17 protein-coding genes are annotated in these 20,928 nt (G+C 40.1%); 2 read left to right on the forward strand and 15 right to left on the reverse strand.

What is annotated here, in order from left to right:
• Window positions 1–37 precede the first annotated feature (37 nt).
• The 15 genes from menF to AACL31_RS06905 all read right to left on the reverse strand — a co-directional run bounded on the left by menF (window position 38) and on the right by AACL31_RS06905 (window position 18,208).
• Complete coding sequence (gene menF / locus AACL31_RS06835; RefSeq protein ID WP_339053992.1) at window positions 38–1,270, reverse strand: isochorismate synthase MenF; 1,233 nt, start codon at window positions 1,268–1,270, stop codon at window positions 38–40.
• 285 nt (window positions 1,271–1,555) lie between these two features.
• Window positions 1,556–3,010 carry an NADH-quinone oxidoreductase subunit NuoN gene (gene nuoN, locus AACL31_RS06840; RefSeq protein WP_310511401.1) on the reverse strand — a complete coding sequence of 485 codons (1,455 nt, stop codon included), beginning with the start codon at window positions 3,008–3,010 and terminating at the stop codon, window positions 1,556–1,558.
• A gap of 6 nt (window positions 3,011–3,016) precedes the next feature.
• A complete protein-coding gene (gene nuoM / locus AACL31_RS06845) occupies window positions 3,017–4,537 on the reverse strand; it encodes an NADH-quinone oxidoreductase subunit M (RefSeq protein ID WP_310511402.1) in 1,521 nt (506 codons plus the stop codon).
• A gap of 19 nt (window positions 4,538–4,556) precedes the next feature.
• Window positions 4,557–6,404, reverse strand: coding sequence for an NADH-quinone oxidoreductase subunit L (gene nuoL, locus AACL31_RS06850; protein WP_310511403.1), 1,848 nt, complete (start codon window positions 6,402–6,404; stop codon window positions 4,557–4,559).
• Window positions 6,401–6,703, reverse strand: a complete 303-nt coding sequence (gene nuoK / locus AACL31_RS06855; RefSeq protein ID WP_310511404.1) for an NADH-quinone oxidoreductase subunit NuoK — start codon at window positions 6,701–6,703, stop codon at window positions 6,401–6,403. The genes nuoL and nuoK overlap by 4 nt, the downstream gene beginning before the upstream one ends.
• On the reverse strand, window positions 6,700–7,233 hold the full coding sequence (nuoJ, locus tag AACL31_RS06860) for an NADH-quinone oxidoreductase subunit J (RefSeq protein ID WP_032114671.1): 534 nt from the start codon (window positions 7,231–7,233) through the stop codon (window positions 6,700–6,702). The genes nuoK and nuoJ overlap by 4 nt, the downstream gene beginning before the upstream one ends.
• A 12-nt stretch (window positions 7,234–7,245) precedes the next feature.
• Window positions 7,246–7,788 (reverse strand): NADH-quinone oxidoreductase subunit NuoI, encoded by a 543-nt coding sequence (gene nuoI, locus AACL31_RS06865; RefSeq protein ID WP_310511405.1) that lies wholly within the window; start codon window positions 7,786–7,788, stop codon window positions 7,246–7,248.
• A 17-nt stretch (window positions 7,789–7,805) separates the two neighbouring features.
• The gene (gene nuoH / locus AACL31_RS06870) at window positions 7,806–8,780 is read right to left on the reverse strand and encodes an NADH-quinone oxidoreductase subunit NuoH (protein ID WP_032114673.1); all 975 of its coding nucleotides are present in this window, start codon (window positions 8,778–8,780) and stop codon (window positions 7,806–7,808) included.
• Window positions 8,780–11,512, reverse strand: a complete 2,733-nt coding sequence (nuoG, locus tag AACL31_RS06875) for an NADH-quinone oxidoreductase subunit NuoG (RefSeq protein WP_310511406.1) — start codon at window positions 11,510–11,512, stop codon at window positions 8,780–8,782. The genes nuoH and nuoG overlap by 1 nt, the downstream gene beginning before the upstream one ends.
• Before the next feature lie 86 nt (window positions 11,513–11,598).
• A complete protein-coding gene (gene nuoF, locus AACL31_RS06880; protein ID WP_310511407.1) occupies window positions 11,599–12,954 on the reverse strand; it encodes an NADH-quinone oxidoreductase subunit NuoF in 1,356 nt (451 codons plus the stop codon).
• Window positions 12,951–13,445, reverse strand: coding sequence for an NADH-quinone oxidoreductase subunit NuoE (gene nuoE / locus AACL31_RS06885; protein ID WP_310511441.1), 495 nt, complete (start codon window positions 13,443–13,445; stop codon window positions 12,951–12,953). Before nuoE ends, nuoF begins: the two co-directional genes overlap by 4 nt.
• 56 nt (window positions 13,446–13,501) lie before the next feature.
• Window positions 13,502–15,301, reverse strand: a complete 1,800-nt coding sequence (gene nuoC, locus AACL31_RS06890; protein WP_409013904.1) for an NADH-quinone oxidoreductase subunit C/D — start codon at window positions 15,299–15,301, stop codon at window positions 13,502–13,504.
• A gap of 82 nt (window positions 15,302–15,383) precedes the next feature.
• Window positions 15,384–16,058 (reverse strand): NuoB/complex I 20 kDa subunit family protein, encoded by a 675-nt coding sequence (locus AACL31_RS06895; RefSeq protein ID WP_026822049.1) that lies wholly within the window; start codon window positions 16,056–16,058, stop codon window positions 15,384–15,386.
• Between the two features lie 20 nt (window positions 16,059–16,078).
• Complete coding sequence (locus AACL31_RS06900) at window positions 16,079–16,519, reverse strand: NADH-quinone oxidoreductase subunit A (RefSeq protein ID WP_290608619.1); 441 nt, start codon at window positions 16,517–16,519, stop codon at window positions 16,079–16,081.
• Between the two features lie 771 nt (window positions 16,520–17,290).
• Window positions 17,291–18,208 carry a LysR substrate-binding domain-containing protein gene (locus tag AACL31_RS06905; RefSeq protein WP_310511408.1) on the reverse strand — a complete coding sequence of 306 codons (918 nt, stop codon included), beginning with the start codon at window positions 18,206–18,208 and terminating at the stop codon, window positions 17,291–17,293.
• Window positions 18,209–18,950: 742 nt separating this feature from the next.
• On the opposite strand from AACL31_RS06905, the gene AACL31_RS06910 reads away from it, so the two are divergent.
• Together AACL31_RS06910 and yfbR are read left to right on the forward strand one after the other, a co-directional pair.
• On the forward strand, window positions 18,951–20,165 hold the full coding sequence (locus AACL31_RS06910; RefSeq protein WP_310511409.1) for a pyridoxal phosphate-dependent aminotransferase: 1,215 nt from the start codon (window positions 18,951–18,953) through the stop codon (window positions 20,163–20,165).
• Between the two features lie 116 nt (window positions 20,166–20,281).
• Window positions 20,282–20,863, forward strand: a complete 582-nt coding sequence (gene yfbR, locus AACL31_RS06915) for a 5'-deoxynucleotidase (protein ID WP_032114680.1) — start codon at window positions 20,282–20,284, stop codon at window positions 20,861–20,863.
• Window positions 20,864–20,928: the final 65 nt, after the last annotated feature.

The raw sequence follows: 20,928 nt of genomic DNA on the forward strand, positions 1-20,928 counted from the left end.
ATAAAATGACGCTAAAAAATTATTTTTGTTGTTAATATCAACTTTCACAACAAAATATTTCTCTATTTAGCAATGTTTGTAAACCTGCGGCCTTATTTTCGACTTCCAGCCATTCTTGCCGCGGATCTGAATCCTTAACAATACCGGCGCCGGCATAAAGCCGAAGATGATCATAATTGATATGTGCACAACGCAAAGAAACCACAAATTCACTTTGATTTAGTGATAAATAACCGGCACTACCTGCGTACCAACCGCGGCAAATAGGCTCATTTTGCTGTAAAAAATGCTTGGCTATTTTCCTCGGTACACCGGCAACCGCAGCGGTTGGCTGTAAACGGTATAGACAGTCGCTATCGCTAGCATGATGTAACGTGACATGGATAAGACGACGCAAATGCTGAATTTTACGTAATAAAATAATATCAGGTGGGGAAACATCAATTTTTTCACTATTATTGTGCAATCTTTGGCAAATATCCTCCACCACCAGTAAATTTTCATGTTGATTTTTATCATCATGCATTAACCAATCGGAATTGGTTTTTCTGACTATGGGGTCTGATGAATTAACTACTGTTCCAGCTAACGCTTCAGTGTAAAGTTGTTGAAATTTACGATAATAAAGTCGCTCAGGGGTTGATGATAAAAAGGTATGTTGAGCGTTAAAGGACATCATAAAATGATAACATTGACCATTAACCGCTTTACTTGCCGACAGTAGACTTGCCAGATTTAACGGTTTGGTTAATTGAATATCCGTTTGACGGGCAATCACAACTTTATCCATAACCCCACTATTGATCAATTCTACTGCCTGAGTGGTTAAATCGTGCCATTGTTGATATTCAGGAAGGTGTTGAATTCGCTTAATACGGCTATTAATCGGCAAGATGGATTTGACTGATTGCAATTTGGATAAAAATTGCAGGGCATCTGGCAGATCTTGTTGATCAATAATATTGATAGCCAATATCCACTTTTCCTGACAATGACGAAACTCAATTCGTGGTAAAAACAAATAGCTATCATTACCAACAAAATCGGCATAATATTCATTATCCGGCAGTGGCTGCCAAGCGTTCAATCCCCAGATCCGCATGGTTGGTATTGCTGTTTGTTGCTGTAAAAATTGTTCAGCATCAGCAATGTTGCTAAAATGTTTTACCTCACCGAGTAAAACCGCTTCTTCATGACCATCGCGATGATACCAATAAAATTGAGGATAAAATTGCTGACTGGCTAACCAATCTAAAGCAGGAAATGTGATATCAGCGGGTAAAGGGAATTAATATTGTCGCACACTTCCTGCATCGATTTGTTGTTCAGATAAAAATTGATGAACACTTGCCATAAACTCGGTAATATTAACCACTATTACTATCCTCTTGACTTACCATCCAATAAATCATTTTATCAAGCCAATTGGCTAACCTCGTATTTATTCTGCTATTTGTATCTTTAGCAAACCATTGGTTAGTTTTTTCACTTTTGATAACATTGAGCGTAAAAAACCCAGCGATATTAGCGCTGGGTTATTAACGTATACTGATATTTATGCCGCCAAGGCAGCAACCGCAATCTCAAACAATGGTTGTGGCCATATTCCCAATAAAATTGTAATAACAGCACACAAGAGCGCAAATAAAGTTGCTAAATTAACATTTGACTGTTTGTCAGATTGATTATTTGTTACTGGCTGACGGCTATATAGACTGGCCATAAAACGTAAATAATAGTATAAACCCATCGCACTACCGACAATAACGGCAGCCGTTAGCCACCACAGCTCGGCATTGATAGCGCTAATGATGAGATAAAATTTACCAATAAAACCTAAAGTAATCGGTATGCCAGCTAACGACAACATCATGATAGTCAAAATAATCGCTAGAACCGGTTGGCGCCAATATAATCCCCGATAAGCACTAATATCGTCTTTATCATCGCCACAATAAGGACTAGATAGAATACTTACCACGCCAAAAGCCCCTAAACTAGCGAATAAATAGCCAATAAAGTAGATTGACACTGTAATTTGTGCTGCAACACTATCAGTCTGTAAAGCAATTAACGGTAGTAGCAAATATCCCATATGGGCAATAGATGAGTAGCCTAACAGACGCTTAATACTCTGTTGTGAAATAGCCATCAAATTACCAAACAGTATAGAAGCAATGGCAATAACGCTGAGTACTGACAATAATGCCTGACTTTCTGCTAGGGGTGATGTCATCAGTAGACGCATTAAAACCGCAAAAATAGCGATCTTGCTGGCAGTTGCCAAAAATGTCGCAACTGGTGCAGGCGCACCTTGATAAACATCCGGCGTCCATAACTGGAATGGGACAAAAGAGAGTTTAAAACCAATACCAACCAACATCATGCCTAAACCAACCATAAGGACTGGATAGTGAATAATATGCTCATTTAGGCTTGAACCTAATTTGGCAAAGGCTAAACTGCCTGATTCAGCATAAAGTAATGCCATACCGAACAATAAAAATGCAGAAGCAGCGGCGGATAGTAACATATATTTAATGCTGGCTTCTAATGAACGCTTTTGAGTAAAGGCATAACCAACCAAGCCAAATAATGGCAATGAAATCAATTCAATACCAATAAATAAGGTTGCTAAATGATTAGCCATTGATAACAGTATCCCGCCCGTTACCGCAATACTTAGTAATAAATAAAACTCTTCTTTATTATCCGTATACCCTGCAAGCCATCGATAGGCATAAATTGCTGTGCCAATACCGGCAATCAAAATCAGTGTGCTATAGAAAAGTGAATATTTATCGACATAGATTAATGGCGTCACTTCAATCGGCAACCTATCTCCAATTAACAAGCAAGATAGCAGGGCAATAATAAAACCGGTTATTGTTAATGTGACATTGATTAAATGATGGCGTTGCCAGGCAATGGATAACATCACATTCACCACTAATAGCCCAACGATCAAAAGTGGTGACAATGCGATCAATTGTTCAAAAGTTATGGTCATGACGAATTATGGCCTTAATGTTGAAAATGAAATGGAATATAAACTGTGGAGTGATTCCATCACATTTTTTGAAGTATCTAACACCGGTTGCGGATAAAAACCTAATACCACTAATAACAGTGCTAATGTCAATAAAACCAACACCTCGCGACCATTTAAAGCAGGCAGTGCTTTTTCCGATTTTGCAGTACCATAATAAACTTGTTGCATCATCCAAAGTGCATAAATAGATGCAAATACCACACCGAATACCATAATAATGGTCACCAATTTAAATTGGCCAAAAGTACCAAATAGGATCATAAACTCACCGACAAAATTTCCGGTACCCGGCATTCCTAAGGTTGCAACCGCAAAAAATAGTGATAGCGCAGGCAGCCACATGATCCGTTTCCATAATCCGCCCATCATGCGCATATCACGTGTTCCGGTGCGTTCATAAAGTTGACCACTAATAATGATCAAAGCCGCACCTGATAAACCATTGGCTATCATCTGTAACACAGCTCCTTGGTAAGCAAGAATGGAGCCTGCATAAATGGCGACGGTAACAAACCCCATATGCGACAAACTACTATAAGCCACCAGACGTTTGATATCTGTCTGTTTAAATGCTAACCATGCACCATAAAATATACTGATCACACCTAACGTCATGGCGATAGGGGTAAATTGAATCGATGCTTCAGGAAATAGCGGTAAAGTGAAACGCAATAAACCATAAGCGGCCGTTTTCAGCATGATACCTGAAATATCAACGGAGCCGGCCGTTGGGGATTGTTCCTGCGCGTCTGCCATCCATCCATGAAAAGGTACCAAAGGCATTTTTACCGCAAAAGCAATAAAAAACCCCAGCATCAATAAATACTGTGTCAGCGCTGACATTTTGGTATTTAACAGATCGTGATAGGCAAATGACCAATCACCCGATAATTGATAATGAATCAATGCCAATGCCACAATCGCCAGCAACATAATCAAGCCACTTGCTTGGGTATAAATAAAAAACTTAGTTGCAGCATTAACATGTGCACGTTCTTCTGAGCCTTTATGTCCCCAATTAGCAATTAGAAAATACATCGGGATCAACATCATTTCCCAGAAGAAAAAAAACAAAAACAGATCCACCGCCATGAAAATTCCCATCACGCCGGCTAAAATCCACATCAAATGGAAGTGATAAGCACCCTGATTAGGTTGATTTTCACTCCACGAACTCAATATGGAAAAAATCCCCATAATAGCCGTTAGCACTATCATTAGTAATGATAAACCATCAATGGCTAGGGCAATATTAATACCTAATGGCGTGATCCATGGCATGAAAAAGATCGCCTGCCATTGGGGTAATGCCAACGTATCAGGCAACGAATAATTTCCCTGCAACCAAAGTAATACAGAGAGGAGCAGTGTTAACCCCATCACAAGCAGTGCCAAATAGCGTGGTGCCCATTTATTGAATCGTTCGGACAGCCAACATAAGACACCACCGATGAAGGGGAGAAGTATTAGCCAAGGTAATAGCATGGCGCAATGTGTCCCATAATTAAACCAGAAGTAACAGTGCTAACATCAACACTGCCCCTAACCCCATAGAAGCCAAATACCAACGGATCTGCCCATTCTGGCTTAACGTTAAGCCTTTATTGCCCCAACGTGACATCACAGCGGGAATATTCATTAATGAATTGACAGGATCATTTGCCAATAATTGAGCAATTGCTTTAAATGGTTTTACAAAAATAAGGTTATAGAGTTGGTCAAATCCCCAAGCCTGATACCACCAAACAGTAAAGAAACGCCCTGCTGCGCTTTTAGCAATTGATTTAACAACCTTACGTTTGCCTATATAGAGGAATACCGCCAGTGCCAACCCCAATAATGCAACAATTGCTGAAATTATTTCCAGCCTAACTTTACCCGACTCATTGATTGTTTCATTGACAGGAAATATGCCCGCTAACGGTTGAACAATCTGTGCACCAATAACCGTAGATAAAACTGCTAATACAGCTAACGGCAGAGTATGACTAATACCGCCGACAGTTTGAGCTGAGGTCTGTTTTTTGCCATGGAAGACAATAAAAATCATACGGAAGGTATAAAGTGCGGTCATAAATGCACCAACTATACCAGCCCAGAGTAAAACTGTTTCTCCTTGAAGGGCTGCTCCCCATAAGATATCGTCTTTGCTATAAAAACCGGCAGTAACTAGTGGTATTGCCGCTAGCGCGCCACCGCCGATTAAAAAACAACCATAAACAAAAGGTAACGTTTTACGTAGACCACCCATCTTGAATATATTTTGTTCATGGTGACAGGCAACAATCACTGAGCCAGCGGATAAAAAGAGTAAAGCTTTAAAGAAAGCGTGGGTCATTAAATGAAAAATAGCCGCATCCCAAGCCTGAACACCTAAAGCTAAAAACATATAACCTATTTGACTCATCGTCGAATAAGCTAATACGCGCTTGATATCTGTTTGTACTAAGGCCGCAAATCCAGCCAATATTAGGGTGACTGCACCAATAATAGCGACTAAGTGCAATATTTCCGGCGCCATCAAAAATAGGCTATGCGTGCGAGCGATTAAATAAACTCCAGCAGTTACCATTGTTGCTGCATGAATAAGCGCAGATACTGGAGTTGGTCCCGCCATTGCATCGGCTAACCAGGTCTGCAAAGGCAACTGAGCAGATTTACCGACTGCACCGCCAAGGATCATTAGCGTAGCCCAATTAATCAGCGAAGAGCCTGCACTAATTTGTTGTGGTACCAGTATGCTCAATTGATGGAAATTAAGGGTGCCAAATTGGTTATAGAGAATAAACATGCCAATAGCTAAAAATACATCACCAATCCGCGTGACAAAAAAAGCCTTCATGGCTGCTTTGCCATTTTCTGGATTGGTGTAATAAAAACCGATTAGCAAGTAACTACATAACCCGACGCCTTCCCAACCCAGATACATTAGCATCATGTTATCAGCCAAAACTAAAACAACCATACTGGCAATAAACAAATTGGTATAAGCAAAAAAACGAGAATAACCTTCTTCACCACGCATATACCAAGAAGCGTATAGATGAATTAAAAAGCCGACGCCTGTCACAACTGCCAACATGGTTAACGATAAACCGTCAAGTACCAGTGTAATTGGGATGTTAAAGTCGCCTACTGCTATCCAGTGCCACAATGTTTGACGATAAGCATAACCACCGTCAGCATTATTAGCGCAAAAATCAATCGCTAGCCAAAATGTTACCAGTGCTGCCAACCCTACCGAACCAACCCCGATGATAGCGGACACATTTTCCGACCAACGTCCGCGAGAGAATGCGAGTAGTAGAAATCCCAATAGTGGCAGCAGAATGGTTAAATAGAGTAAATTCATCCGCGCATCTCACTGACTTCATCAATATTAAGGTTCTGGCGATGACGATGAAGTTGCAATAACAACGCCAATCCTATACTTGCTTCCGCGGCAGCCAAGCTAATCGTTAGAATATACATGACTTGGCCATCAGCTTGTCCCCAATAACTACCCGCCACCACAAAAGCCAATGCGGCTGAGTTAATCATTATTTCTAATCCAATTAACATAAAGAGAAGATTGCGCCGGATCAGCAGACAACTTAAACCTAAAACAAATAAAATTGCCGCTAAAATTAAATCGTGTTGCAGAAGGATCATACTTGTTCCTCCACATCCGAATGACTATCCAGAGAGTTAAGCCGCTTTTCACGCCCAATATGGAATGCCACGACAAGACCCGCCAATAACAGTAAAGAAATCAGTTCAACGGCCAATACGTAAGGACCAAATAAGCTCATACCAACCTCCTTAGCACTAATCATCTGACCTTTTATCTGGCTATGTTTTATTGAAACAATGGCATAGATAATCACGCTAAGTAAAACTGCTGAAAGGATAGCTGGGCCAATCCATGCTTTTGGTTGTAGCCAGGCACGCTCCTGATCAACGACTGATTTACCTAAATTAAGCATCATGACCACAAACACAAACAGCACCATAATAGCCCCGGCATAGACGATAATCTCTAAGGCACCGGCAAAATAAGAACCAACCGAGAAGAAAACGATCGATAAAGCTAACAGAGAAACGATCAGATACAACAGCGCATGTACTGGATTGGTATGTGTTATTACCCTAAGCGTCGCCAAAATAGCCACCAATCCTGCGACATAAAATGCAAATTCCATAAACATCGCTCCTTATGGCAACAAATCTTTAACATTAATAGGCTTAGCTTCATTATCCGCTTCACCTCTATCTTTACCACTAATCGCCATACCCGTTTTGTGATAAAAATTATAATCTGGATATTTACCTGGCCCTGAAATCAACAAATCTTGTTTTTCATAGACCAGATCTTGGCGTTTATATTCCCCCATTTCAAAATCAGGCGTTAGTTGAATAGCGGTAGTCGGACAAGCCTCTTCACATAAACCGCAGAAAATACAACGGGAAAAATTGATCTGGAAAAATTCTGGATACCAACGGCCATCTGGCTGTTCCGCTTTTTGTAATGAAATGCAGCCAACCGGACAAACTACCGCACATAAATTACAAGCCACACAACGTTCTTTACCGTCAGGATCTCGGGTCAATACAATACGCCCGCGATAACGAGGAGGTACATAAACCGGCTCCTCCGGGTACATTTTCGTTTCACGTTTATGAAAGGCATGTAGCCCGATCATACAAATACTACGTATCTGGGTGGCCAAACCAACCACTAACTCTTTTAATGTCATGGCTCAATCCTCCCTTATTAAGCGTTGCATAGAATAACTGCTGCGGTTGCTAACAGATTGATCAACGTCAATGGCAAACACACTTTCCAACCAAAAGCCATCACTTGATCATAACGCGGACGTGGTAATGAGGCGCGAACAAGAATAAACATCACCATGAAGAAAGCTGTTTTTAATGCAAACCAAATAAAGCCAGGTAAAAATGGGCCAAGCCAGCCGCCGAAAAATAAGGTCACAATTAATGCAGAAACGGTGACAATACTGATATATTCGCCGACGAAAAACAGACCAAATTTCATACCGGAATATTCAATATGATAGCCATCGGCCAGTTCTTGTTCTGATTCAGGTTGATCAAATGGATGCCGGTGGCAAACAGCAACACCCGCGATGACAAAGGTTAAAAAGCCGAAAAATTGTGGAATAATATTCCATAATCCAGCTTGCGAATTGACAATATCAATTAAGTTAAAGGAGCCAGCTCGGGCAACGACCCCCATTAATGAAAGGCCGAGAAAAACTTCATAACTTAACGTCTGAGCTGAGGCGCGCATCGCGCCTAATAAAGAGTATTTATTATTACTTGACCAACCTGCAAACAGTACCGAATAAACCGCTAAGCCAGCCATCATGAAAAAAAACAGCAGACCTATATTAAGATCGGCAACATACCAAGTTGCGCTAACCGGAATAATGGCAAATACCAATAACATGGAACAAAAGGCAATTACTGGTGCCAACATAAAAATGCGCTTATCTGAAAATTGTGGGATCCAATCTTCTTTAAATAACATTTTAATCATATCAGCAGCAATCTGTAATGAGCCTCCCCAACCTACCCGATTAGGTCCATAACGATTCTGGAACAGTGCCAATAAACGACGTTCGCCAAAACTCATTAAAGCACCGCAAATAACCACCACCAGCAAAATAACTATTGCTTGTAGAACAGCAATAATCGCTGCGGTGACTTCAGCAGAAAATAGGGTCATTATGTCGCCCTCCGTAAATTTTTCACCGCCATACCTGCCATCGTTGGTGCAATCCCAGGCATACCTAAAGGTAAACCAATCTGTCCTGGCGCCAAATGATAACTGAGACGAACTGGCAATCGATAAATTTGCCCACCATAACTGAATTCAAGCACTGTCCCAGCTTTAACAACCAGGTTTTCAGCATCCTGAGTATTGAGCATAATGTAAGCTTCTGGCATACGTTGTTGTATTGCTTCAGCTCGCTGTGAGGTTTCATCGCTACCAAATAAATGATAGTAAGGTGCTATCGTCCATTGGTTATCCTGCCGCTGCCAGGCAAGCGGAATAGCAGTAAAATAATCTAAGCGACTATCAGTTGAATCAAATAATCGGATCCCCGGATCGCCAAAACGTAAATGGCCACCGACTTCAGCTTGAAACTTATTCCACGCTTGAGGTGAATTCCAGCCTGGCGACCATGCAAACGGAATTTGCTGGCGAATAGCGGTGGGGCTATTGTTACCTTCCATCGAAAAAGCAAATGGCGTATCAATGTCACATGGTTGACCAGGTTCACTGACCTCTATATCAGCCAATATTGAGGTACGTCCACTATAACGCTGGGGCGAACGGGCTAATTTTTGTCCATGAATACGGAATGTGGCATTAGGTGCCGCATCGACAATAGCCGCAAACTGCGGCATAGCGGTTATACAGGCCTGGATAACATGATCTAACTGTGACCAATCGATTTGACGTGTTTCGAGCTCTGCCTGCAATGAATGTAACCAACGCCAACTTTCATTAATGGCAATATTAGGTTGGTAATAAGTCGGATCAAACACCTGAAAATAACGTTGCGCCCGACCTTCATTATTAATTAATGTTCCACTGCTTTCAGCAAAGCTGGCAGCGGGTAAAATCAGATCCGCCTGATCCATAATAGTAGTATGTTGATGATCCGCAACAATCAATTTATTCAGCTTTTTCAGAGCATTATTAACACTATCAACATTACTATGCCGATAAAGATCATTCTCCATTACTACCGCAGTATCAACTTCACCGGATGAAATACGCTCCATTGCGATATCTAACGATTGAGCATTCATTAAAGCCAAGCCAAAGCTATTAGCTTCAGCTGCAATATAGCTAATTCCAACTTCGACATTTTTCGCTTTTAATGAAAAAGCAATATTAGCTGCAGCCTGGATAAGTGCTTCACTACCAGAATTACTACCACTAATAATAAGTGGCTTTTTGGCCTGCAATAACGCTGCAGCAACTAATTCAACGTTTGCTTTAATATCCGCTGGCAAATCATCCACAGCTGGCGCCTTGCTGTCCAAAGCATGGGCAATAGCAAAGCCAAAGCGAGCTTGATCATCAACCGGCGCGCGATAATTTAATGCAGCAATATCATCTAAACGGCTATCATCAATATTAGTGATAAATAATGGGTATTTAGCTCGTTGGCCAATATTTAACACGGCGGCGATTTGCCAATTTGCCACTTTTTGTGCTTCAGCTATTGCCCTTGCTTTACCTTTAACCGCCTGACGAACCGCTAATGCTATACGAGCTCCAGTTTGGGTTAAATCCTCCCCCAAAACCAGCACCGCGTCATAATTTTCAATTTCACGCAATGTCGGCGTATAAACGCCTCCTTTTTGCAGAATATTAACCATTAGTTCGAGATGACGTTGTTCTGCTGTCGATATACCTGAATAAAAATTTTCTTCGCCAACCAGTGCCCGTAATGCATAATTGCTCTCGATACTAGCTCTTGGTGACCCAATACCGATAGTCTTAGTTGCTTGGCGTAAAATTTTGGCACCCGTTTGCATCGCCTCCATCACCGAAATAGTGTGTCGTTTTGCTTTTTTAACTAATTGAGGCTGACGAGGTCGATCTTTGCGATTAACATAACCGTAACCAAAGCGGCCACGATCACATAAAAAATAGTGATTTACCACCCCATTATAACGGTTTTCAATCCGGCGTAATTCACCATAACGTTCACCAGGACTTGTATTACAACCAATACTACACTGTTGACATATTCCTGGCGCAAATTGCATATCCCACTTGCGATTGTAACGTTCAGAATGGGTTTTATCAGTAAAAACCCCCGTTGGGCAGATCTCAACTAAATTGCCAGCAAATTCACTCTCTAGCGTACCGTCTTCCACCCGGCCAAAATAGACATGATTATGGGCGCTATAAACCCCCAGATCGGTGCCATCAGCATAATCTTTGTAATAACGAACACAACGATAGCAAGCGATACAACGATTCATTTCGTGACCAATAAATGGACCTAGATCCTGATTATGATGTGTTCTTTTGGTAAAACGATATTTACGCATTGTATGACTAGTCATCACCGTCATATCTTGTAAATGGCAATTGCCGCCTTCTTCACAAACTGGGCAATCATGTGGATGATTTGTCATCAACCACTCAACAACACTTGCACGAAACTGTTTGGCTTCATCATCATCGATGGAAATATAGGTTCCATCAGAAGCCGGTGTCATGCAAGACATTACCAGACGACCACGTGTGTCGTCAGCATTTTGATATTGCTTAACTGCGCATTGACGGCAAGCACCAACACTTCCTAACGCTGGGTGCCAGCAAAAGTAAGGGATATCCAGACCCAGAGAGAGACAGGCCTGCAATAGGTTTTCAGCCCCATTTACATCATATCGTTTGCCGTCTACATATATTGTAGCCATAGTCAGCATGCTTCCTAATGGCCTGCTTTTTCAGCAGGCGTTAATCAAAAATTCAGTCGACTTAAATATGTTTTTATTCAGCTTAGCGTAAGTTATCACCAACGCTGCTTTAACAAATTTGGTTGAATGCCAGTAATTGGACTCAAGTTGGTAAAATTCTGTTGGCTGATGCCCGCTTCAAATTCAGCACGAAAATATTTGATAGCACTCTGCAAAGGTTCTACCGCACCGGGTGCATGAGCACAAAAAGTTTTACCTGGCCCAAGAAAGCGACAAAGCTGCTCTAATGTTTCAATATCGCCTGGTTGTCCTTCACCACGCTCTAACGCCTGTAGAATTTTCACACTCCAGGGTAAGCCATCCCGACACGGTGTACACCAGCCACAGGATTCGCGAGCAAAAAATTGCTCTAAATTGCGAGTTAAAGAAACCATATTAATTTCATTATCAACCGCCATGGCAAGCCCGGTACCCAGACGGCTACCTGCTTTAGCGATACTGTCGAAATCCATTGCTAAATCGAGATGCGCTTCGGTTAGAAAGTCGGTACCAGCCCCGCCTGGTTGCCAGGCTTTAAGCGTTAAACCTTTACACATTCCACCGGCATAATCTTCCAGGATCTCGCGAGCAGTAATACCAAAAGGTAATTCCCACAACCCTGGATTATTAACCCGCCCGGAAAATCCCATCAGCTTAGTTCCGGCATCTTTACTTTTACCTTCGCTAAGGCCGAGATACCACTCTTTACCATGTTCAATAATCGCAGGCACGTTACAAAGTGTTTCCACATTATTGACACAAGTCGGCTTACCCCAGGCACCGGATGTTGCCGGAAAAGGCGGTTTTGAGCGCGGATTTGCCCGGCGCCCTTCAAGGGAGTTAATCAGCGCTGTTTCTTCACCACAAATATAGCGCCCAGCACCGGTATGCACAAAAAGCTCAAAATTAAAATCCGTACCCAGAATATTCTTACCTAATAAACCCGCTGCTTTCGCTTCCTCAATCGCTTTCCGCAAATGTTTGGCAGCTTCGATATATTCACCACGCAGGAAGATATATCCACGGTACGCTTTTAATGCAAAAGCGCCAATTAACATTCCCTCGATCAACAAATGCGGTAGCTGTTCCATTAAAAGACGATCTTTATAGGTTCCAGGCTCCATTTCATCCGCATTGCAAAGTAAATAACGGATATTCATGCTGTCATCTTTCTGCATCAAGCTCCATTTGAGGCCGGTAGAAAAACCAGCACCACCGCGACCTTTAAGACCAGCATCTTTAACTAAGCTAACAACTTGATCTGGCGACATACTTTTTAGGGCGTTTTTAGCACCTTGGTAACCATTTTTACTTAAGTATTCCTCTAACCAGACCGGCTGCTGATCTTCACGTAACCGCCAGGTTAATGGATGTGTCTGCGCACTACGGGTAATTTGTCGCTGTGTTGTCATGGATACTGCTCCAATAGCCGTTGAATATCAGATGGATTTACATGACTATGGGTATCCTCATCAATCATCATAGTCGGACCTTTATCACAGTTACCCAGACAACAAGTTGGTAATAAGGTAAACCGGCCATCAGTAGTTGTTTGGCCGGGCGCAATCTTTAATAATTTGATAATTTCAGCCTCAATACCTTGATAACCGGTAATATGACAAACCACACTGTCACAATAACGAATAATATGGCGACCAACAGGTTGGCGATAAATTTGACTGTAGAAGGTGGCCACACCTTCTACATCACTAGCAGGAATACCTAACAGATCGGCAATTGCATAAATAGCACCGTCTTCCACCCAACCGCGTTTTTTTTGTACAATTTTTAATGCTTCAATTGAAGCGGCTCTGGCATCTTCATAGTGATGTTTTTCTTGCTCGATCTCTTCTCGCTCTTCTGTCGTCAAGGCAAAATCATGTTTGGTGTGAGATTCTACCATGTTAGCGACATCGAGCCGCTTTTGCTGTTGATTGGGATTAAATTCATCTTGCATCATTAACGATCCACATCTGACATGACAAAATCAATGCTACCAAGGTAGACAATAAGATCAGACACCAGGCTGCCTCTGATCACCGCAGGAATTTGCTGTAAATGGGCAAAACTTGGTGTACGAACGCGGGTGCGATAACTCATAGTATTACCATCACTGGTCAGATAGTAACTATTGATCCCTTTTGTTGCTTCAATCATCTGAAAAGCCTCATTTGCAGGCATAACTGGCCCCCATGAAACTTGTAAAAAATGATTAATCATGGTTTCAATATGCTGTAAAGTGCGTTCCTTCGGTGGTGGAGTAGTTAGGGGATGATCGGCTTTAAATGGTCCTGCAGGCATATTATTTAAGCATTGCTTAAGAATACGTAGGCTTTGCCGCAGTTCTTCCACTTTTAACATCACTCGATCATAACAATCGCCATTGTTGCCGATAGGAACTTCAAATTCAAAGTTTTCATAACCTGAATAGGGTCGCCATTTACGAATATCGAAATTAAGGCCCGTCGCACGTAATCCGGCGCCAGTGACCCCCCAATCTAGTGCTTCTTTAGTCGTGTAAGCAGCGACACCAACTGAACGCCCTTTAAGAATACTATTGTGCAATGCTGCCTTGACATATGAATCCAATCGCTTTGGCATCCAGTCAAGGAACTCCTGCAATAGTTTTTGCCAGCCTTTCGGTAAGTCATGAGCAACACCCCCGATCCGAAACCAAGCTGGATGCATACGGAAACCGGTGATCGCTTCAACAATGTCATAAATTTTCTGACGATCGGTAAACGCAAAGAAAACCGGTGTCATGGCACCGACATCCTGAATAAAGGTACTGATATAGAGTAAATGGCTGTTAATACGGAATAACTCTGACAACATAACGCGGATAGTCTTAACCCGATCAGGAACGTCAATTCCTGCTAGCTTTTCTACCGCTAATACATAAGGCATTTCATTAACACAGCCACCTAAATACTCAATGCGGTCAGTATAGGGAATATAACTGTGCCAGGATTGGCGCTCGCCCATTTTCTCTGCACCTCGATGGTGGTAACCAATATCCGGTACACAGTCGATAATCTCTTCACCATCTAGTTGCAGTACAATGCGAAAGGCTCCGTGAGATGAGGGATGATTGGGGCCCAGATTCAAGAACATAAAATCTTCATGTTCGTTGCCTCTCGCCATTCCCCATTCTTCGGGTTTAAAGGTCAGTGACTCCATCTCTAAATCAAGCTTTTGTTTGGTTAAAACAAAAGGATCAAATTCAGTGGCCCTGGCCGGATAATCTTTACATAACGGATGTCCCTCCCAGGTCATTGGCATTAATAACCGTCGCAAATTCGGATGGCCATCAAATGTTATGCCAAACATATCCCATACTTCACGTTCATACCAATTAGCATTGGGAAATAAAGAAACGATAGAGGGAATATTAAGATCTTTCTCACTAAGCGCCACTTTCAACATAATATCGCGGTTACGCTCAATAGAAATAAGATGGTAAAAAACGGAAAAATCCGCTTCAGGCAAACCTTGCCGATATACTCGTTGCCGCTCATCAACCCCATGTAAGTCAAATAGCATTACATAAGGTTTAGGCTGTTTTTTCAAAAACTCTATTACGGCAAGAAGTTGTTCACGTTTGATCCATATAACCAACATTCCGGTACGAGTTGATTGAATGGTGAAAGCATCTGGACTGAATTGGTTACGCAGTGTCAAAATTATTGGATCATCACAATGATCATAAGTTTGCCATGCCGGCCTGACACTCTCTTGCGTTATCTGATCTGTTATCATTATGCACCACAACGCTTGATCAGGTTTATTACGACCGCAACACATTGCTTCTGTTACGCTGAATAGCTTATATTTTTAAGCCTTATATTTCATCGGGTGTTCGTAGCGTTTTGACCGCTATTCTTTCACCACGCTTACGCTCTTTTTCAGATTGCATATTGGCGCGATAAACACCCTGATCGCCGACCACCCACGATAATGGACGACGTTCTTTACCAATCGATTCTTGTAATAATAATAAAGCTTGCATATAAGCTTCAGGGCGTGGTGGACAACCTGGTATATAGACATCAACAGGAAGAAATTTATCAACCCCCTGTACAACAGAATAAATATCGTACATACCACCAGAGTTAGCACATGCCCCCATAGAAATTACCCATTTAGGCGCTAACATCTGATCATAAAGTCGTTGAATAACAGGTGCCATCTTAGTAAAACAGGTTCCGGCAACAACCATAAAATCAGCCTGTCGCGGTGATGCCCTTAGTACCTCAGCACCAAATCGGGCGACATCATGCACCGCAGTGAAAGAAGTCACCATTTCAACATAGCAACAAGAAAGGCCAAAATTGTACGGCCAGAGAGAATTCTTTCTGCCCCAATTCACCATATTATGTAAAGCATGCTCTAATTTACCCATATAAACACTACGATGAACATGCTGCTCTAATGGATCCCCGACAACTTGCTGTGTTTGCAAGGGATAACGGTCATTCTCACCATTTAAGTCAATGCGAGTGAGCGTATAATCCATCTTTGAATGCCTCAATTTTACTAGGGGTGACGATTGTTGGTTTTAATTATTTCACTCGGTTTTGCAACATGGCGACGTGAACGCTCTGGCGTCCAATTAAGTGCCCCAATACGAACCAAGTAGAATAAACCCACCAATAGCACCAAAATAAAAATACTTGCCTCAATAAAGCCTAACCAACCACTTTCTTTAATAGAGACTGCCCACGCATAAAGGAATAACGCTTCAACATCGAAAATAACAAAAAACATTGCAACCAAGTAAAATTTGGCTGATATACGCAAACGGGCACTACCAACAGAATTAATGCCCGATTCATAAGGGATATGCTTTGCTCTGGCTTGGGATCTACCACCGAGGTAATAAGCACCAAGTAACATTAAGGAACACAGACCAAGAGCACCGATAAGATATATTGCAAAAGCCCAATGATGAGCAAATACTTCAATAGATGTAGACATACTCGCTGCTTACTCATTATAAATAAAAACGGTGTCATTGCTTTGCTCTTGAATTAGCGCAATATTACACCACACTAACCATAATTAGATGAGAAGAAAAAATTACAACAGACAGAAATACATCAATTTTCTTCAACTTAATTCTTCTCACCACTATTTTGTTTATAGAATAACGCTCTCTTCACACCTTTTACCTTACAACTATAAATCAAAAAATCTCGCCAGCTAAAACGTGACAGCTCATTCAACTAATACTAATAGTTAGTAACTAGTGTAACTGATATTTCGTTTTTACTACACCATTATCTCAGGAAAAACCTGTTTTAAAACCGCTTCACTTCCGCTATTTTATGATCACGCGCACAATTCTGTTGAAAAAACTCAATTGATTATAAAACAATCAATTTTATTTGATTATATTAACGACTGTCATTTTTCACAAATTTATAAATAACCCTAATTATTAGATAAAACCCAAACCTTTTTAAGCCACAACAAATTTTTCCAAAATAAAATTTAGTTCCATTGATAAGAAATATTTAAATAATTTTTGTTAAACAATTCTTTTCTTTATCACAATAATAAAGAATATTTTATGTACTAATATTTTTAGCTATTGTCAGCTAAATAAAATAAGCTTCTCTAGGGAAAATAAAAATGCACTGCTATAACTATATAAAATAGAGAAACAGTGCAGGAATAATAGCAGCGCACGCGATATTTAACTTAAATAACAACGTTAACTAAAGCGTAATTTACTAATCGTCAGATTTATAATATTTCTTTATTAATTGTCTCGCTAATCGGCTGTACTATATAAGGTGTTTTCTTATTTTTAATTGCACCAAATACAGTTAAAATAGCCTCGTTTTGCTCATTAATATTACGGTATAACCAATAACGAATTTCGGGTAAACGGGGTAAACCATCACTTTCGCTTAGTATTCTTAAATCACCAGTCTGCATTTCTAGCGGACGCGCAGTGATACCGACTTCAGCATTAACCGCAGCAAGCACTGCCGATAACGAAGCTGCTTCATACGCAATACGCCATTTGATACCCGCAGCATTAAGGGTGCTTATCGCTATTTCACGAAATGGATTGGTTTCATCCATGACAACCAAAGGAATTGGCTCATTTAATTGATGCTGAAAATCAGGTGCACAATGCCAAAGGATCGGCGCAGAACGTAACAACGTACTTGGATATTGACTCAATTCTGTGGGTATTAGTGCTAAATCAATTTCACCATTATCCAGCATTTTTTTAATAAGATGGGCGCGCTTTATATAAATATCAACGGCCATACGCGGATATACTGATGCGATACGATTCAGCAGAAATGGTAATAAAGTATTGGTAGTGTCATCAGAAACACCAACTCGCAACTCACCTTCAGCATCATTATATGTTAGTGAAGCTGAAGCATCATCATTAGCCCGTAATATTTGCCGCGCATAACCTAATAACTGCAAACCATGATCCGTTAATAATTTATTACGGCCATGGCGTTCAAAAAGCTCACGACCCACTAACTGTTCTAAACGCTGCATTTGTTGGCTAACGGCTGATTGAGTACGACAAACAGCTGCAGCAGCTGCCGCAAATGTATTAAGATCGGCAACAGCAACAAAAGTCCTAAGTAAATCAAGAGCGAGATTCATAATTGGGCGATTTGAATTTATCATTTTATTCTCTTATATCATTTCTGATGTTTTTACGAATTCAATAGATATTAAAATCATTGATAGTTAAAGAAATAAAGATAAAACCTTACATATTAAAATTTATTTCTATTAATGCAGTATTTATTACTGTGTATACACTTTTATTAACTTAAATTGTTTAATAATAAGCATGTTTTACATATTGATAAACAAAATGCCAATGAGAATGTTCTTCTTCTCGTTTTTATTAGAATAATTTTTAATTCCAGTCCTATGCCAAAATAACGATTTTTCAAACAGCAAAAAAATAGGTTATTCTCAACAAAATAACTGTCAAAGATAATGCAGCTAGGAAAAACTATTAATTGATAATCAGCAACAAAACTCTATTTGCCCAGATACGGCAATAACATATTAACTTTAATTATATGTTATAAAAACAATATTTCTATCATGAAACCACCAATGGTTTGTAACAAAAAATGCACTGCCAAATCTATTCACTAAGTAATTTATTCTTTGTATACTAAAAATCATCTCACACCTAAAATATAAGACTAACTTATACGAGATTTTTGAATTTATTTATCTAATTAAGTTATATAAAAAGTTTATTTGACCTAATTTAATTATTTAAACCAACCTTTTCTACCAAAAATAAGCCTATATCTTCAAAATTTTTCCAACTAAGAGTAGAGTGTGAATATAAATATGCAGCAAAATTTCCTCATATTCTATTAACGTTGAGGTTCAAACAGAGTAAATGAATACAATAACTAAATCCAATAAATTGGATAACGTATGCTACGACATAAGAGGGCCTGTTCTTAAAGAGGCCAAACGTCTTGAAGAAGAAGGCCATAAAGTTCTTAAACTTCATATTGGTAATCCAGCGCCTTTTGGTTTTGAAGCGCCGGATGAAATTTTATTTGATGTTCTACGCAATCTTACTCACTCACAAGGTTATAGTGATTCAAAAGGAATTTACTCCGCCCGCAAAGCAATCATGCAACACTATCAGGCTAGAGGAATGCTTGACATTAATATCGAGGATATCTTTATTGGTAATGGTGTTTCTGAACTCATCGTGCAATCGATGCAAGCCTTATTGAATAATAACGATGAAATGTTAGTCCCAGCTCCTGACTATCCGCTATGGACTGCTGCGGTATCTCTTTCCGGTGGCAAAGCTGTACACTATAGATGTGATGAAGAACAAAATTGGTTTCCTGATCTAGATGATATTCGCAAAAAAATTACCCCTCGAACACGTGGCATCGTCATCATTAATCCCAATAATCCTACTGGTTCTGTTTACAGCAAAGCATTATTAATGAAGATTGTCGAAATAGCTCGTCAGCATCAGTTGATTATTTTTGCCGATGAGATCTACGATAAAATTCTTTACGATGATGCTGAGCATCATTCAATTGCCGCGTTAGCACCGGATCTATTAACCGTTACTTTTAATGGTTTATCAAAAACTTATCGGGTTGCTGGTTTTCGTCAAGGCTGGATGGTGCTTAATGGCCCGAAAGAAAATGCCAAAAGCTATATTGAAGGCTTAGAAATATTAGCCTCCATGCGGCTTTGTGCTAACGTTCCTATGCAACATGCAATCCAAACTGCATTAGGCGGTTATCAAAGTATTAACGAATTTATCTGTCCTGGCGGGCGATTATATGAACAACGTAATCGCGCTTGGGAACTGATTAATGAAATTCCTGGGGTATCATGTGTTAAACCGCAAGGTGATTTATATATGTTTCCCAAAATTAATATTAAAAAGTTCAATATCTCAAACGACCAAAAAATGGTACTTGATTTACTCTTACAGGAAAAAGTTTTATTGGTTCAGGGAACAGCTTTTAATTGGCCTGAACCCGATCACGTCAGAATTGTTACGCTACCTTATGTTGGCGAGCTTGAAGCTGCAATTAATAAATTTAGCCAATTCCTGCTAAAATATCGCCAATAGTTGTCCAATAATAGAACATTCTTAATCTACATTAAGGATGTTCTATTTTGTTATTTACTTGTTAATCTAATCAATCCACAATGCTTATCACTATAACAATCCCATGAGGACAATCTATGAGTTATTTTTTTGCTCATCTTTCTCGGATGAAATTAATTAATCGCTGGCCATTAATGCGCAATGTACGTACCGAAAATATTTCAGAGCATAGTTTACAAGTTGCCTTTGTCGCTCATGCCCTTGCATGCATTAAAAATCGAAAATTTAATGGCCAACTCAATCCTGAACGTATTACTCTGCTCGCTATGTATCATGACGCCAGTGAAGTGATCACCGGTGATCTGCCAACACCAATAAAATATCATAACCCACAAATTGCTAACGAATACAAAAAAATTGAAAAATACGCTCAGCAAAAACTTATTGCTATGCTACCAGAAGAATTACAACAAGATTTTCAGCCGATTTTGGATGATGAATATCATACTGAGGAAGAACGCGCTATCGTTAAACAAGCGGATGCACTTTGTGCCTATTTAAAATGCTTAGAAGAGCTATCTGCAGGCAATACCGAGTTTAATCTAGCTAAAATGCGACTTGAAAAAACACTTTCTGAACGTTATAGCGATGAAATGCAATACTTTATTGAAGTTTTTGTACCCGGATTCAGCCTATCTTTAGATGAAATCAGTAGCTAGTAAGTTATATAACATATAAATAGTATTATTATCTTACTGTTTGTTACATAAAATAGGCGATAACT

The organism is Arsenophonus endosymbiont of Crataerina pallida (assembly GCF_964020125.1).
Lineage (GTDB): Bacteria > Pseudomonadota > Gammaproteobacteria > Enterobacterales > Enterobacteriaceae > Arsenophonus > Arsenophonus nilaparvatae.

Bases quoted from the DNA above. Each gene is read 5' to 3' on its own strand.
- nuoN (WP_310511401.1), bottom strand. From the start codon at position 3,010: ATGACCATAACTTTTGAACAATTGATCGCATTGTCACCACTTTTGATC.
- nuoM (WP_310511402.1), bottom strand. From the start codon at position 4,537: ATGCTATTACCTTGGCTAATACTTCTCCCCTTCATCGGTGGTGTCTTA.
- nuoL (WP_310511403.1), bottom strand. From the start codon at position 6,404: ATGAATTTACTCTATTTAACCATTCTGCTGCCACTATTGGGATTTCTA.
- nuoK (WP_310511404.1), bottom strand. From the start codon at position 6,703: ATGATCCTTCTGCAACACGATTTAATTTTAGCGGCAATTTTATTTGTT.
- nuoJ (WP_032114671.1), bottom strand. From the start codon at position 7,233: ATGGAATTTGCATTTTATGTCGCAGGATTGGTGGCTATTTTGGCGACG.
- nuoI (WP_310511405.1), bottom strand. From the start codon at position 7,788: ATGACATTAAAAGAGTTAGTGGTTGGTTTGGCCACCCAGATACGTAGT.
- nuoH (WP_032114673.1), bottom strand. From the start codon at position 8,780: ATGACCCTATTTTCTGCTGAAGTCACCGCAGCGATTATTGCTGTTCTA.
- nuoG (WP_310511406.1), bottom strand. From the start codon at position 11,512: ATGCTGACTATGGCTACAATATATGTAGACGGCAAACGATATGATGTA.
- nuoF (WP_310511407.1), bottom strand. From the start codon at position 12,954: ATGACAACACAGCGACAAATTACCCGTAGTGCGCAGACACATCCATTA.
- nuoE (WP_310511441.1), bottom strand. From the start codon at position 13,445: ATGGTAGAATCTCACACCAAACATGATTTTGCCTTGACGACAGAAGAG.
- nuoC (WP_409013904.1), bottom strand. From the start codon at position 15,301: ATGATAACAGATCAGATAACGCAAGAGAGTGTCAGGCCGGCATGGCAA.
- AACL31_RS06895 (WP_026822049.1), bottom strand. From the start codon at position 16,058: ATGGATTATACGCTCACTCGCATTGACTTAAATGGTGAGAATGACCGT.
- AACL31_RS06900 (WP_290608619.1), bottom strand. From the start codon at position 16,519: ATGTCTACATCTATTGAAGTATTTGCTCATCATTGGGCTTTTGCAATA.
- AACL31_RS06905 (WP_310511408.1), bottom strand. From the start codon at position 18,208: ATGATAAATTCAAATCGCCCAATTATGAATCTCGCTCTTGATTTACTT.
- AACL31_RS06910 (WP_310511409.1), top strand. From the start codon at position 18,951: ATGAATACAATAACTAAATCCAATAAATTGGATAACGTATGCTACGAC.
- yfbR (WP_032114680.1), top strand. From the start codon at position 20,282: ATGAGTTATTTTTTTGCTCATCTTTCTCGGATGAAATTAATTAATCGC.